Origin of the sequence: Nocardia sp. NBC_00511 (assembly GCF_045161165.1) — a bacterium.
Taxonomy (GTDB): domain Bacteria; phylum Actinomycetota; class Actinomycetes; order Mycobacteriales; family Mycobacteriaceae; genus Nocardia.
On the sequence record NZ_CP107849.1, the window covers coordinates 3832234 to 3847121 of the forward strand.

Here is a 14888-nt window from a genome sequence, read left to right on the forward strand (position 1 = left end):
GACCCGCCGAACCGGTCCGCGCGCCGGTCGTGTCGATCAAACTTCCCACACCGTTCACAACGACACCGCCCCGTAGAGCTTCCCGATTTCGTCCCGGCCCAGCACCCGCAGCGTGCCCGGCCGCTGTTCGCCCAGCATGATCGGCCCGATATGGGTACGCACCAGCGCGTTCACCGGGTAGCCGACCGCGTCCAGCAGGCGGCGCACGATGTGCTTGCGACCCTCGTGCAGCACGATCTTCACCAGCGACTTGCCGTTGCCGACCTCGAGCACCTGGAACTTGTCCACCTTCGCCGGACCATCGTCGAGCTGGACGCCGTCCTTGAGCAGCTTGCCGACCGTCTTCGGGTTGACCTCGCCGTTGACGGTCGCCAGGTAGGTCTTGGAGACCTCGAAGGACGGATGCATCAGGCGATGCGCCAGATCACCGTCATTGGTCAGCAGCAGCAGACCCTCGGTGTCGGCATCCAGGCGACCGACGTGGAACAGCCGCTGCCCGGCCGCGATCCGCTCGGCCACGATGTCACCGACACACGGGCGGCCCATCTCGTCGGCCATGGTGGACTGCCAGCCCTTGGGCTTGTTCAGCGCCAGGTACACCTGCTCGCCGCGAATCACCACGCGCACACCATCGACACGAACGACCGCGGTCTCCGGATCGATGCGCAGGCCCTGCTCGGTCACGATCTTGCCGTCGACCTCGATGCGACCGGCCTCGATCATCTCCTCGGCCGCGCGCCGCGAGGCGACACCGGCCTTGGCCAGCACCTTCTGCAAGCGCTCGCCCTCACCCCAGGGCAGCTTCTTGGGACCCTGCTGGGCCTCACCCTCGACATGCTGACGCCGCGCGGGCTTGGCATTGCTGATCAGGACCGGAGCCACGACCTGCTTGACCGGTTTGGCCGTCTTCTTGGGCGCGGCACTGGACGCGGCGTGCGGAGCCGACGGCCGACCGGCACCGACGCGACCGCGCGGGGCACTGCGATCCGCGCCGAAACCGCCACGGTCCGCGCCGAATCCGGTGCGAGCCTGACCACCGCGGGCATCTCCACCGCGGGCATCATCGCCACGGGAGTCGCTGCCACGAGACTGGTTGCCGCGCGCGGAGTTTCCGTAGGAGGAACCACCCTGCGCACCGGCACCACCACGCGAACCGCCACCGCCCCAACGGCTTTCGCCACGCGACGCGTCGGAGCCGCCACGGCTGCTGCCGTACGAGCCGGAACCGCCACGCGAATCACCACCGCGCGAACCGCCGTACGAACCCGAGCCACCACGCGAATCCGCGCCGCGGGAGCCACCGTACGAACCGGAACCACCACGGGAGTCCCCGCCACGCGAGCCACCGTACGAACCCGAGCCACCACGCGAATCCGCGCCGCGCGAACCGCCATACGAACCCGAGCCACCACGGGAGTCCCCGCCACGCGAGCCACCGTACGAACCCGAGCCACCACGCGAATCCGCGCCGCGCGAACCGCCATACGAACCGGAACCACCACGGGAGTCACCACCGCGCGAGCCACCGTACGAACCGGAACCACCACGCGAATCACCACCGCGCGAGCCACCGTACGAACCCGACCCACCACGGGAGTCACCACCGCGCGAATCGAAGTACGAACTCGAGCCGCCGCGGCTGCCGCCGCCGCGCGAATCGCCGCCGCGCGAGTCGAAGGACCCGCCCCGGGCGGGCGAGTCGCCGCGCGATCCGCCGCGAGCGGGAGAGCCGCCGCGGGTATTGCCATACGAGCTGCTGCCGCCGCCGCGGGCGGACCGGTCGTCGCCGGTCTTGCCTCGGGCGGCGCGGGAACCGCCACCGGGCGGTTCGCTGCCACGTTTCCTACGATCCGGTGTGCCATCTCGGCGAGCGGGTGTATTCACGTTGTCCTAATTTCAGTCTTCGGTACCGAGGTCGATATTCGCCTCGGACGGTTTCTTCAGCCTGGTGTACCGGGGGTCGGTGTCCAGGCTCTCGTTGATCTCGTCGATCAGGTCGACGCCCGGGAGCAGCGGCGCCAAAGGCGGCAGATCCGCCAACGACGCGAGTCCGATCCGTTCCAGGAACAGCTCGGTGGTGAGGTACTGAGTGCCGTTGGTCTCCGGGTCCGTTCCGGCCTCCGCGATCAGCCCCCGCGCCAGCAGGGTCCTGATCACGCCATCCACATTCACACCGCGCACCGCACTCACTCGGGCCCGGGTAACCGGTTGACGATAGGCGATCACCGCCAGTGTTTCCAAAGCGGCCCGGGTGAGTTTCGAACGTGCGCCGTCCAACAGCATACGTTCCACGTAGGGCGCGAATTCCGTCCGTGTGTAGTAACGCCATCCGTCGCCCACGAATCTGAGATCCATGCCACTGCGGCGCGCGGTCAATTCCGCCGACATCTCCCGCAGCGCGGTCTCGACCCGGATCGGGTGATCACGCATGGCCGAGGACAGCAGATCCACCGGTGCGGGCGCGTCGACCACCAGCAGCATGGCCTCGAGCGCCGAGCGGAACTCCTCCTCGGAGAGCGGCTCGTCCTCGTCGTCCCAGTCCACGGTCGCGGGGTCGATGACCTTCACGGCCGCCGGATCGGAAACCGTTCCGGCGTGGCCGGAATCACCCTCGGCGACCGGCTCCGAATCGGTCACCGCAGGTGTGTCCTCGGCCGATTCGCTCACCCGTAATCCTCCTCGATCGACACTGGTTGGACGGGCTGGTCGGCGACCTCGCCGATCCAGCTGATCGCGAGCGGGCCCAGTGGATCGGGCTGCTCGAATTCGATGGTCTTGCCGCGGTAGAGCTCGAGCAGCGCCAGGAAGCGGGCGACGATCTGGATCGGGAGTTCGCAGTCGACGCAGAGTTCGTGGAAGGTCGTCCAGCCGCCCACGCCACGGGCTTTGAGCATTTCCAGCACCAGGGCGGCCTGCTCGGCGATCGAGATCGAGTGGGCGTGGATGTGATCCAGCCCGACCCGCGGCTTGGGACGCGGCCGGAAGACCGTGGCTGCGACCTCCGCGAATCCCGCGGCGTCCACCCCCAGCGTAACCTCCGGCAACAGCGCCAGATACCGCTCTTCCAGGGACACCGCGCGCGGATACCGTTGCAGCGCCGCCGCCTCCAGCTCGCCGAGCAGCGCGGCGACCTGTTTGAAGGCGCGGTACTGCAGCAGTCGCGCGAACAGCAGGTCGCGGGCGGAGAGCAGTTCCAGGTCGTCCTCGTCGGTGACCTCGCCGGACGGCAGCAGTCGCGCCGCCTTCAGGTCCAGCAGGGTGGCGGCGATGACCAGGAATTCGGTGGTCTGGTCGAGGATCTTGTCGGCGCGCAGGCCCTGTTCCCCGGACAGGGCGGCGGTCAAAGCCTTGGTGTAGGCGATGAATTCGTCGGTGACCTGGTGCAGCGCGATCTGGGTCACGTCGAGTCGGCGCGAGCTGATCAGCTGTAGCAGCAGGTCGAAGGGGCCCTGGAAGTTGGCCAGGTTCAGATGAAACTTGCCATCCGAGTCCGAATTGTCCGAAGTAGCAGGGATTTCGGCGGGCACCGGCGCGACAACCACCGGAGCCTCGGCACCGGAACCCGCGATATCGCCCAGCACACCCGAATTCGCGGTCTCCGATTCCGCATCGCCCGAATCCGGCTCCGCCACCGCCGCGTCCGCCACACCCGCCCCGGCGATATCGCCCAGCACGCCGAGGCCCGAGGCCGAATCAGCCCCGGGCATGTCGGAGTCCGCGTCCGCCGTCAATGGATCGGACGCGGCATCGAGAGAATCGCTCAACGGCCCGACCGGTGGATGACTTCCCGGGCCATGGCCCGATAGGCTTCCGCGCCACCGGATTTCGGCGCCCAGGTGGTGATCGGCTCACCCGCGACACTGGCGTCCGGGAAGCGGACGGTGCGCGCGATCACGGTGTCGTACACGAGGTCACCGAACACCTCGACCACCCGCGTCATCACCTGACGCGAGTGCAGCAGGCGGGCATCGAACATGGTGACCACGATGCCGTACAGCACCAGTTCCGGATTCAACCGGTCGCGGACCTTCTCCACGGTGTCGTTGAGCAGCGCCAGTCCGCGCAGCGAGAAGTATTCGCACTCCATCGGAATGACGACGCCGTCCGCGCAGGCCAGCGCGTTCACGGTGAGCAGACCCAGCGACGGCTGGCAGTCGATGAGGATGTAGTCGTAGCGATTGCGCAGCGGCGCCAGCGCCCGGCCCAGCGTGTGCTCGCGGCCGACCTCGTTGACCAGCTGGATCTCCGCGGCCGACAGGTCGATATTGCTGGGCAGCAGGTCCATGTTCTCGACCTTGGTGTTCATCAGCACATCGTCGACGGTCACCTTGCCCGGCCCGACCAGCAGGTTGTGCACGGTCTGGTCCAGATCGTGGTGTGCCACACCGAGACCCGCCGACAGCGCGCCCTGCGGATCCAGATCGACCAGCAGCACCTTGCGCCCGCATTCGGCCAGCGCCGCACCGAGATTGATGGTGGAGGTGGTCTTGCCGACCCCGCCCTTCTGATTGCACATGGCCACGATCAGCGCCGGACCGGAATGATCCGCGGGCGGCGGCTCGGGGATCTCGCGCAGCGGACGACCGGTAGGACCGAGTTCCGCTCCGGAGGCCGTATCGGGTGCCTCCCACAGCGTTTGCGCGGCGGTTTCGATCCGCCGGCCCGCACCACCGGTTGTCGTCACGTCCGCTGCTCCTTCGACGTTCCTAGCCTTGCCCCGCCCAACGAAGTGCCGCTGACGACGCGACCGGTCGCGTGTGCGTTCCGGTTCTTTCTAGACGCTACCGCCTGTTCACACCAGACCATTGCTCGGACACGCACCCTAAACCTGCACTTCAGACCTGTTAGCGGGCACGCGGATGCGCGGTTGCCCACACTTCGTGGAGCGTCCCGACGGTCACCAGAGTGTAAATCTGGGTCGTCGTCACCGAGGCATGACCGAGCAACTCCTGGACAACTCTCACATCCGCGCCACCATCCAGCAGATGCGTGGCGAACGAGTGCCGCAGGGTGTGCGGGGACACCTGAGCTGCGATTCCGGCGCGTTCGGCGGCGGATTGCAGGACCTGCCAAGCGCTTTGACGCGATAGCCGGCCGCCCCGATGATTCAGCAGCAGCGCGCTGTTGCCGCGCCCCTGCACCGCGAGCGCGGGCCGCCCGCGCACCAGATACGCGTCCAGGGCCGCCAGCGCGGGCCGCCCGATCGGCACCATGCGCTGCTTTCCGCCCTTGCCGTGCAACACCACCGCGCGTTCGGCGGCGTCGACATCGTCCACGTCGAGTCCGACCAGCTCCGAGATCCGCGCGCCGGTGGAGTACAGCAGTTCCAGCAGGGCCCGATCCCGCAATCCGCGCGGCCCGTCCCCCGCCGCCCCGCCCGCCGCGTCCAGCAGCCGTGAAATCTGGTCGTACGGCAGCGCTTTCGGCAGCCTTCGCGCAGGTGTGGGCGGTTTCACCGGATGCGCCACATCCGCGTCGGTGATGCCCTCGGCCGTCGCGAACCGATGCAGCCCCCGAACCGCCACCAGCGCCCGCGACGCCGAACTGGCCGCCAGCGCCGGATGCTCCCCGTCCCCGGCCCGCAGCGACACCATGAATTCCGCGATATCCGATTCCGCCACCCGCGCAAGCGATTCCACCTCGCGCCCGGCGAGATACGCCTGGTACCGGTTCAGATCCCGCCGGTACGCGCTGAGCGTATTGCGCGCCACGCCACGCTCGACCGTCAAATGATCGAGGTACGCGTCGACCTGCCGCTTCAGCATCGCCACATCATTACAGCCGCCCCCGACAATTCCCGGGAAGCGCGGAGTGGCCCGAGCCCGTGGCGGATTCGGGCAAATCGCCCCAGATGTGTCGGATCACTCAGCTTTTCGCCGCGGCTTTTCGCTCCAGGAACGCGGTGGGCATGCCGGGCCAGGGGGCGTCGGCGGGACGGAGTTCGGCTCCGGAGGCGCGGGCGGTCATCAGCGCGGTGACACCGGCGACCGCGGTGGCGTTGGTGATCTCACCGGCGAGCGCGGCGCGGACGGCCTCGGCGAGGGGGACGCGACGGATCTCGATGTCGGCCTCCTCCAATTCCGGGTCGGGCCGGTCGGTTTCGTAGAGGCCGGTGGCCAGGTAGACGCGCAGCGCCTCGTCGGTGAAGCCGGGCGAGAGCGCCACGTCGACCAGCACCGACCAGTCGCGAGCGGCCAGCCCGGTCTCCTCGGCCAGCTCCCGCTTGGCCGCTTCGAGGGGATCCTCACCCTGCTTGTCGAGGAGTCCGGCGGGCAGTTCGAGCAGCCGTCGCCCGATCGGATGCCGATACTGGTTGATCAGCACCAGGTTCTCGTCCTCGTCGAGCGCCGCCACCGCGACCGCCGCGTGATGCTCGATCACCTCGCGCTCGGCGACCCGACCACCCGGCATCACCACCTCATCGAGCCGCAGCGCGAGGATCGCGCCCGAGTACACGGTGCGACTGGACTGGACATCGAATTCGTGAGTGCCGGGGGCAGAACCGGAGGACGTCATCCGAGAACCGTAGCGCGGATACGACTCCGCCCGAGCACTCGGTGAGTGCTCGGGCGGATCGCGATAATGCCGGGAACCTACTTGGAGACCTTCTCGCCCGCCTCGGCGGACTCGGGGATCTCGACCGGAAGCTGTTCGGCGGCCTTGTATTCCAGCGCCGCCGAGATCAGCGCCGCGAACAGCGGGTGCGGCCGGGTCGGACGCGACTTGAGCTCCGGGTGCGCCTGGGTGGCGACCAGGAACGGGTGCTTGTCCTGCGAGTACTCCACGAACTCGACCAGGTGCCCGTTGGGCGAGGTGCCGCTGAACTTCAGCCCGCTCTTGGCGATCTTGTCGCGGAAGGTGTTGTTGACCTCGTACCGGTGCCGGTGCCGCTCGGAGACCTCGGTCTCGCCGTAGGCCCGCGCGACCACCGAATCCTTTTCCAGCACAGCCGGGTACGCGCCCAGCCGCATGGTGCCGCCCAGATCGGCCTCACCGGCGACGATCTGCTCCTGATCGGCCATGGTCGAGATGACCGGGTACTTGGTGTCGGGCTCGAACTCCGCGGAGTTCGCGTCCTTGAGACCCACCGAGCGCGCCGCCTCGATCACCACGCACTGCAAACCCAGGCACAGGCCCAGCAGCGGGATCTTGTGCTCGCGGGCGTAGCGGATCGCGCCCACCTTGCCCTCGATGCCGCGAATGCCGAAGCCGCCCGGGATCAGGATGGCGTCCACGTCGTGCAGGTGCCCGCGCGCACCCGCCTCGGTCTCGCACTCGTCGGACTGCACCCAGCGGATATTGACCTTGGCCTTGGAGGCGAAGCCGCCCGCGCGCAGCGCCTCGGTGACCGACAGATAGGCGTCGGGCAGATCCACGTACTTGCCGACCAGCGCCACGGTGACGTGCTCGCGGGGGTTGTGCACGCGATCGAGCAGATCGCCCCACACGGTCCAATCCACGTCCCGGAAGGGCAGTCCCAGCTTGCGCACCACGTACGCGTCCAGGCCCTCGCGGTGCAGCACCTTCGGAATGTCGTAGATCGACGGCGCGTCCGGCGTGGAGACGCAGGCGTCCACGTCCACATCGCACATCAGCGCGATCTTGTTCTTCAGCGGCTGCGGCACCTCGCGGTCGCAGCGCAGGATCAGCGCGTCGGGCTGGATGCCGATATTGCGCAGCGCCGACACCGAGTGCTGGGTCGGCTTGGTCTTGAGCTCGCCCGAGGGGCCCAGGTAGGGCACCAGCGTGACGTGCAGGAAGAAGCAGTTGTCGCGACCCACCTCGTGGCGAATCTGCCGCGCGGCCTCCAGGAACGGCTGCGACTCGATATCGCCGACGGTGCCGCCGATCTCGGTGATCACCACATCCGGGGTCTGGCCGTGCAGATCAGGATTCGTCATCGCGGTGATGCGACTCTTGATCTCGTCGGTGATGTGCGGGATCACCTGCACGGTGTCGCCGAGGTATTCGCCCCGGCGTTCCTTGGCGATCACCTTCGAATAGACCTGGCCCGTGGTGACATTGGCGTCACCGGACAGGTCGCGGTCGAGGAAGCGTTCGTAGTGACCGACGTCGAGATCCGTCTCCGCGCCGTCCTCGGTCACGAACACCTCACCGTGCTGGAAAGGGTTCATGGTGCCGGGATCGACGTTCAGGTACGGATCCAGCTTCTGCATCGTGACGCGCAAACCGCGCGCAGTGAGCAGCTGACCGAGGCTGGAGGCGGTCAGGCCCTTGCCGAGTGAAGAGGCGACACCACCGCTGACGAAGATATGTTTCGTAGCCGCGCGCGCCGGAATCCGTGAATTACCCACGGGTCTTCACGGTAACACGGATCCGGCGAGGGGTTGAACGCCAGGCGCGACGGGTTGCCCGCGATTGGCTCGAAACCTGGCCCCGACATACCGATTCCGGACATAGCACGACAATTCGGTCAACGAGGCATGGCCGCGACTGTGAGCGAGGTCGCCTTCGCGCCGGTGCCGTATCGGCCGGTGCCGCCACCCAGCTGCTCGGTCAGACCGAGCACCGTGGTGATGCGGCCGATCTCGTGATCCACGTTGTCGACGGTGGTGACATTCGCCAGCCCACCCTCCGAACGCGCCACCGCGATCGCACCCGGGCCCTCGGCCGCGCCGTAGCGTCCGGCCAGCACCACACCCGCGCCGTGTGAACGCAACCCACCGGCGAAGCGGGCGATGATGGTGCCGCGGTTGTTCTCATCGGCCCGCGCGCCGTCCCCGGTGACCACTACCGCGAGCTGAGCGGGCTGCACGTCGCCGAAGGTGAGAAAGCCACCGCCACGCAGGGTTTCGAGGGCCAGGCCGCGTTCCTGCGGGGTGCCGCGCGACTGACCGTTGGCCGGATCGGCCAGCAGCACCTGCCCGAGCAGATCCCCGGCCAGGCTGCCCTGGTCGACCGCGTCGATCTTCAGCTGCGCGCCCGCGGGCACCACGTTCATCAGCGCGGTGCGCATGCGATCGCCCTCGGAGGAGTCGGTGAACGCGCCGGTGAGCCCGACCCGGCCGGTGACCGCGGCCCCGGCGGTGCTCAGCGCCGCGGTGACGGCGTCGACATCGCCGCTGTCGGCGTCGGGAGTGGTGAAGACCAGGACCGTCCGATTCGCGAGACTGCCCGCCAGCAGTTTGCCCGCCGAACCCGCGAGGAAGGCGTCGGCCGCCTTCACCTGATCGGTGAGCCGGGAGTTCTCGGCGCGCACGCTGTCGAGCTGCTGGCGGTCGCTGCCACCGTGGAACAGCCCGTTGCCCTGCGTGCGGGTGCCGAGCACCACCCCGACCGCCAGGGCCAGGAAGACGGCCGCGATCGAAATGGCATGGTGGCGAAAGGAAATCATCGGTCCCCTACCTGTACTGGTTCACTAGCCGGTGTCCCCACGCCGACGCTCGATCCCAGAGGTCGGTGGCCCAGGCGAGGGTGTCCCCACCCATGTGCGTGGCCAGCACCGCGACGATCAGCGCGACCAGCGCGGCCAGCACCACCAGTGCCACCGCCCACCCGGAACCCCGGTGACGGTACAGCGAGGCGACGGCCTTCGCATCCATCATCTTGGTGCCCATTTTGAGGCGGGTCAGGAAGGTCGCGGGGTTGGAATCGCGGCGACCGCGATCGAAGAAGTCGTCGAGCGAGGCGGCCGCGCCGACGGTCACGATCAGCGACGCACCGTGATGGTCGGCCAGCAGCAGCGCCAGATCGGCGGGCGCGCCGGAGGACGGGAAGGTGGTCGCGCCGATGCCCAGATCCTGGATGCGCTCCAGACCCTTGGCGTGCCCGTCGGTGTCGGCCGGAAGGATCAGTTCCGCACCGCATTTCAGCGTGGTGGCGGTGATCTCCTCCGGGTCGCCGACGATCAGGTCGGGGCGATATCCATTGCGGGTCAAGGTGTCCGCGCCACGGCCCACGCCGATCAGGATGGGCGCGTACTCCTTGATGAACGGCTTGATCCGCTTGAGGTCCTCGATGTGCTCGGGTCCGTCGGCGACGACCACGACATGCCGCTTCTTCATGTCCAATACGACGTCCGGCACCCCGATTCCATCGATCAGCAGCGAGGATTCGGTGCGGATGAACTCGATGGTGTTGCCCGCGAACGCTTCCAGGTGATCAGCGAGCCCGTTGCGGGCCTCGATCATGCGCTCGGCGATGGCGACATCGGTGAGCTCGATGCCCTCGACCAGCGCCTCGGGTTCCTTCTTCGAGAGCTTGTCGGAGTAGACGATTCCGGCTTCGACGCGCACCTTGGTGCCGTCCTTGATCCGGGTGAACACGTCCGAGCTGACCGCGTCGAGAAGTTGAATCCCATTGGCCACCAGCACTTCCGGCCCGAGATTCGGATACCGCCCGGAGATCGACGGCGAGGCGTTGACCACCACCGCGACCCCGGCCTCGACCAGCCGGTCGGCTGTGAGCCGATCGAGGTCCATCTCATCGAGCACGACGATGTCTCCCGGCCCCACTCGCTGCAGCAATCGCCGAGTGTTGCGGTCCACCCGGGCCATCCCGGTCAGACCTGGCAGCGTTTCGGTTGGACGCGAGAGCAAGGCCGGCAGCTTCATAGCAACCGATGATTACCCCAAAGTCTCAACCAATGGTGTAGGCGCGCCGGTCAGGATCGCCATTCGCCACAGTGATGCTGCGGGTTCACGCAGCGCACCTGTCGGCTTACCCGTCAGTAAGGTTATGCTCCGGACACCGGCACGAAAGGAGACAATGCCGTCATGGCCACCAGCACAGTCGATACCGTTCTCCCCGCTCCGCGGGACGTTGTCTACAAGCTCTTCACCGAGCGCGACAGCCTCAATGCCTATCTGCCCATTAAGGTTACGTTGAAGAAGCCAGGTATCGGCAGCCCCTCGGGCGTCGGTGCGCAGTACCAGCTCGGCGTCGCGGGCATCGGCCCGACCGAGGAGACCACCGAGCTCGTCCCCAACGAGCGCATGGTGTACCGCGTGATCGCCGGGGCGCCCGTCAAGCGTCACGTCGGCACCGTCACCTTCGCCGACGCCCCCGGCGGGACCCGGGTCGTGTACACGATGGAATCCGAGCCCAGCCTGCCCATCCCGGCGCAGATCCTCGAGCCCGGCCTGCGCGCCCTGACGAACGCCCTCATCGGCGGCGTCCGCAAGGCCATCAAGTAGCAGTTCGCTTTTCCGCCGCGCCCCGCCCCGACCGCAGCCGGTCGTGCGGGGCGCGCGTGTATTCGGGGCTACTCCCCCGATGCCGCCGCGCCGACCTTCTCGGAGTGGGCGGTGGTGAGCAGCTCCCAGGCGTGGGCGCGGCCGGTTTCGGTGTCCCCCATGCCCGCCAGCATGCGGGCCAGTTCCACCACCCGCTCGTCCTGGCTCAGCGAGCGCACACCGGACTTCACGCCCTTGCCGTCGTCGACCTTGTCGACCACCAGGTGGGTGTCGGCGAAGGCCGCCACCTGCGGCAGGTGGGTGACCACGATGACCTGGTGGGTGCGGGCCAAACGGGCCAGGCGACGGCCGATCTCGACCGCGGCGCGACCACCGACACCGGCGTCGACCTCGTCGAACACCATGGTCGTGCCGTGCTCCGAACTCGCCAGCACCACCTCGAGGGCCAGCATGATGCGCGAGAGTTCACCGCCGGAAGCGCTCTTGCTCAACGGCAATGGATGCGCGCCGGAGTGCGCGGCGAGGCGGAACTCCACCTCGTCTACACCCGTCGACCCGGCATGCAGTTCCTTGCCCTCGACCAGCAGCGGAGCCGAATCCTGTACGCCCGCGGGCGCGGGCGCCACGCCGACCTCGAGCCGCGCCCGGCCCATGGCCAGTCCGCCCAGCTCGGTGCTCACCGCGGTGGCCAGCTTGCCCGCAGCCTTGGTGCGCGCCGTGGTCAGCTTGCGGGCGGTCTCACGGACCTTCTCCGCGGCGGTCTCGACCTCGGCGGCCAAGGCGGCCAAGGCTTCCTCCGACACGTCGAGCGAGGACAGCCGGGTGCGCGCCTCGTCGGCCCACTTGATGACACCGTCGATATCGGGTGCGTACTTGCGGGTCAGCGTCTTCAATTCGGCCTGCCGGGTCAGCATCGACTCCAGCGCACCGGGATCCGACGGCAGATCCGACAGGTACGAGCTCAGTTCCGTGGCCATGTCCACGACCACCGAAATCGCCTCGCCCAGACGGGGAGCCAGCCCGCTGAGCGCCGGGTCGTCGGAGGCTTCGATGCGGGCGCGGGCGGTGCCGAGCAGATCCAGCGCACCGGAATCCTCGCCGGGTGAATCGGCCGGACCGGCCAGCGCGTCGTGCGCGGTGGAGGCGGCCTCGCGCAGCGAATCCAGATCCGAGAGCCGCCGCACCTCCGCCACCAGGTGCTCGTCCTCACCGGGTTCGGGTGCGACAGCGTCGATTTCGTTCAGGGACTGGGTGAGATGATCGGCCTCGAGGGCCAATTCCCGGCTGCGCGCGGTCCTTTCGAGGAGCTGGGTGCGGGCCTCGAGCCAGATTCGGCGCGCCTTCTGATATTTGGCCAGATGCCCGGCGACCGCGTCGCCCGCGAACTGGTCGAGAGCGTGCAGTTGCTGATCGGGCCGCTGCAACCGCAGCTGATCGTTCTGCCCGTGCACGGTGAGCAGCGGGGTGGTGAAATCCGCGAGCACCGCGGCCGGTACGCCACGACCACCCAGATGTGCCCGGGAACGCCCGTCGCTGCCGACCGTGCGGACGGCGATGATGCTGCCGTCGTCGTCACGTTCGGCGCCGGAGGACGCGAGCACCTCCTCGACCTCGCCGAGCGCGCCGTCGTGCACGTCATCGACGGTGAAACGGCCCTCCACCACCGCCCGCGACGCGCCCAGCCGGACCCGTCCCGGATCGGCGCGCGCCCCGCTGAGCAGGTGCAGGCTCGTCACCACCATCGTCTTGCCCGCACCGGTCTCACCGGTCAGCACGGTCAGTCCTTCATGGAATTGCGCGGTGGCGGTGGAAATTACGCCCAGCCCGTCAATCCTGATCTCTGTCAGCACTCGTGCTCTCCGTTCGGCGGTCATCGATCGCGCCTGCGCTCGCCGCGCCTGTCCGTCCAGACGAGCGGCCTCGCCAGCCTGTCACGGGCAACTGGAATTTGCGCACCATCCGGTCTGCGAACGGTGCGGAATCCAACCGCACCCAGCGCACCGGTTCGGTCCCGCGGACCGTCTCGACCCGGCCGCCCCGCGGCAATGCGAGGGTGCGTCGGCCGTCGAGGAAAACTATCGCGTCATGGCCTGTCGCAACGGTTTCCACCGCGATCAGCGACTGCGGGCTGGTCACCAGCGGCCGCGCGAACAGGGCATGGGCATTGCTCGGAATCACCAGCAGCGCTTCGAGTTCCGGCCACACCACCGGCCCGCCCGCCGAGAAGGCGTACGCGGTGGACCCGGTCGGAGTGGCGATCAGCACACCGTCGCAGCCGAAGGACGACACCGGGCGGCCGTCGACCTCGAGCACCACCTCGAGCACGCCCATCCGGGCCGCGTTCTCGATGCTGGCCTCGTTGAGGGCCCAGCCGCGCTCCACCACCACGTCCTCCACGCGGACGCAGACATCGATGGTCATGCGCTCTTCGATGGTGTAGTCGCGCCGCACCACCTGCGAGAGCGCCTCATCCAGGTTCTCGGCCTCGGCCTCGGTGAGAAAACCGATGCGGCCCAGATTGATTCCGAGCACCGGCACCGACGCGGCCCGCGCCAGTTCCGCGGCCCGCAGGAAGGTGCCGTCGCCACCGAGGGCCAGCACCATCTCGCAACCGACGGCGGCCTCCGGATCATGGGCGACGACCCGCGCCGGGTAGCCGTCCGCCACACCCTGGTCGTCGACGTCGAAGCGGGTGCTGTACGCCTCATCCTCGAGGACGCGCAGCCCGATGCCCGCACCGCACAGGATCTTCGCCACCCGGTGCGCGGTATCGGTGATCTCCGCCCGCCCGGGATGCGCGACCAGCAGTACTTCCCTGGCCGTGCTCGCCGCGTTCACTGTGGACCCTCCTGCACCGCCCGATCGATCAGCGCCGCAACACGCGCCGCCTCGTCAGAATCGTATGCGCCCGCACCGACGCTCGCGCCATCAGCGGGCGTCGAATCCCGGTCCGCGGCCGTTTCGCCCGGATTTCCCTCGGATTCCTTGCGCAACCACAGGAAGTATTCGACGTTCCCGGACGGACCGGGCAGCGGGCTGGCGACCACGCCGTGCGTGCGCAGGCCCAGTGTGGCTGCCGTGGCGGCGACTTCGCGCACCACCTCGGCGCGCAGCACCGGATCCCGCACCACGCCACCGGATCCCACGCGGTCCTTGCCGACCTCGAACTGGGGTTTCACCATCGGCAGCAGGTCCGCGCCCGGCGCGCAGCAGGACGCCAGCGCGGGCAGCACCAGCGCCAGCGAGATGAACGACAGGTCGGTGACCACCAATTCGACCGGGCCGCCGATGAGTTCGGGGTTCAGCTGCCGCACATTGGTGCGGTCGTGCACGTGGACGCGGTCGTCGTTCTGCAGCCGCCAGATCAGCTGGCCGTAGCCGACATCGGCGGCCACCACCTCTTTCGCGCCGCGCGAGAGCAGCACATCGGTGAATCCACCGGTCGACGCGCCCGCGTCCAGGCAGCGCTTACCCGAGACCGACACGCCCAGCGGTTCGAACGCTTCCAGCGCGCCGAGCAGTTTGTGCGCGCCGCGCGAGGCCCACTGCACCTCGTCGGGTTCGTCACGCACCACCAGCGGGGTGCTCGTCTCGACTCCGGTCGCCGGTTTGGTGGCGACCGTTCCATTGATCAGGACACGTCCCGCGGCGATCAGCTCGACCGCGTGTTCCCGCGATCGCGCCATCCCGCGGCGAACCAGTTCCGCGTCCACCCTTGCGCGCCTGGCCACC

General features: G+C 68.4%; 13 protein-coding genes. 1 reads left to right on the top strand and 12 read right to left on the bottom strand.

The features are described from left to right. Nucleotides 1–54: 54 nt before the first annotated feature. The 9 genes from OG300_RS18035 to steA form a co-directional block, all read right to left on the bottom strand. A complete protein-coding gene (locus OG300_RS18035; RefSeq protein WP_405497423.1) occupies nucleotides 55–1884 on the bottom strand; it encodes a pseudouridine synthase in 1830 nt (609 codons plus the stop codon). Nucleotides 1885–1896: 12 nt separating this feature from the next. After that, a complete protein-coding gene (gene scpB / locus OG300_RS18040) occupies nucleotides 1897–2568 on the bottom strand; it encodes an SMC-Scp complex subunit ScpB (protein WP_405498582.1) in 672 nt (223 codons plus the stop codon). 95 nt (nucleotides 2569–2663) lie between these two features. Then, on the bottom strand, nucleotides 2664–3527 hold the full coding sequence (locus OG300_RS18045; RefSeq protein WP_405498583.1) for a segregation and condensation protein A: 864 nt from the start codon (nucleotides 3525–3527) through the stop codon (nucleotides 2664–2666). A gap of 233 nt (nucleotides 3528–3760) precedes the next feature. Further along, complete coding sequence (locus tag OG300_RS18050) at nucleotides 3761–4654, bottom strand: ParA family protein (protein ID WP_405498584.1); 894 nt, start codon at nucleotides 4652–4654, stop codon at nucleotides 3761–3763. A 190-nt stretch (nucleotides 4655–4844) separates the two neighbouring features. Further along, the gene (gene xerD, locus OG300_RS18055) at nucleotides 4845–5765 is read right to left on the bottom strand and encodes a site-specific tyrosine recombinase XerD (RefSeq protein ID WP_405497425.1); all 921 of its coding nucleotides are present in this window, start codon (nucleotides 5763–5765) and stop codon (nucleotides 4845–4847) included. 100 nt (nucleotides 5766–5865) lie between these two features. Further along, entirely contained in the window at nucleotides 5866–6516 is a 651-nt protein-coding gene (locus OG300_RS18060; RefSeq protein WP_405497427.1) for an NUDIX domain-containing protein, read from the bottom strand. Nucleotides 6517–6593: 77 nt separating this feature from the next. After that, nucleotides 6594–8315, bottom strand: a complete 1722-nt coding sequence (locus tag OG300_RS18065; RefSeq protein ID WP_405497429.1) for a CTP synthase — start codon at nucleotides 8313–8315, stop codon at nucleotides 6594–6596. A 119-nt stretch (nucleotides 8316–8434) separates the two neighbouring features. Continuing rightward, nucleotides 8435–9355, bottom strand: a complete 921-nt coding sequence (locus OG300_RS18070) for a copper transporter (protein ID WP_405497431.1) — start codon at nucleotides 9353–9355, stop codon at nucleotides 8435–8437. 7 nt (nucleotides 9356–9362) lie between these two features. Next, nucleotides 9363–10574, bottom strand: a complete 1212-nt coding sequence (steA, locus tag OG300_RS18075; protein ID WP_405497433.1) for a putative cytokinetic ring protein SteA — start codon at nucleotides 10572–10574, stop codon at nucleotides 9363–9365. Between the two features lie 162 nt (nucleotides 10575–10736). Here steA and OG300_RS18080 point away from each other — a divergent pair, with 162 nt between their 5' ends. Beyond that, nucleotides 10737–11156, top strand: coding sequence for an SRPBCC family protein (locus tag OG300_RS18080; protein WP_405497435.1), 420 nt, complete (start codon nucleotides 10737–10739; stop codon nucleotides 11154–11156). A gap of 68 nt (nucleotides 11157–11224) precedes the next feature. Here the strand turns inward: OG300_RS18080 and recN are convergent, their stop codons facing one another. Genes recN through OG300_RS18095 form a run of 3 tightly spaced genes read right to left on the bottom strand, consistent with a single transcriptional unit; the run spans nucleotide 11225 to nucleotide 14887 of the window. Further along, a complete protein-coding gene (recN, locus tag OG300_RS18085) occupies nucleotides 11225–13006 on the bottom strand; it encodes a DNA repair protein RecN (RefSeq protein ID WP_405497437.1) in 1782 nt (593 codons plus the stop codon). Further along, nucleotides 12984–13994 carry an NAD kinase gene (locus OG300_RS18090; protein ID WP_405497439.1) on the bottom strand — a complete coding sequence of 337 codons (1011 nt, stop codon included), beginning with the start codon at nucleotides 13992–13994 and terminating at the stop codon, nucleotides 12984–12986. The genes recN and OG300_RS18090 overlap by 23 nt, the downstream gene beginning before the upstream one ends. Further along, nucleotides 13991–14887, bottom strand: coding sequence for a TlyA family RNA methyltransferase (locus OG300_RS18095; protein WP_405497441.1), 897 nt, complete (start codon nucleotides 14885–14887; stop codon nucleotides 13991–13993). The genes OG300_RS18090 and OG300_RS18095 overlap by 4 nt, the downstream gene beginning before the upstream one ends. Nucleotide 14888 lies beyond the last annotated feature (1 nt).

What these genes read in the sequence shown, in the direction of transcription:
- steA (WP_405497433.1), bottom strand. Translation starts at nt 10,574, where the DNA reads ATGAAGCTGCCGGCCTTGCTCTCGCGTCCAACCGAAACGCTGCCAGGT.
- OG300_RS18060 (WP_405497427.1), bottom strand. Translation starts at nt 6,516, where the DNA reads ATGACGTCCTCCGGTTCTGCCCCCGGCACTCACGAATTCGATGTCCAG.
- xerD (WP_405497425.1), bottom strand. Translation starts at nt 5,765, where the DNA reads ATGCTGAAGCGGCAGGTCGACGCGTACCTCGATCATTTGACGGTCGAG.
- OG300_RS18080 (WP_405497435.1), top strand. Translation starts at nt 10,737, where the DNA reads ATGGCCACCAGCACAGTCGATACCGTTCTCCCCGCTCCGCGGGACGTT.
- OG300_RS18070 (WP_405497431.1), bottom strand. Translation starts at nt 9,355, where the DNA reads ATGATTTCCTTTCGCCACCATGCCATTTCGATCGCGGCCGTCTTCCTG.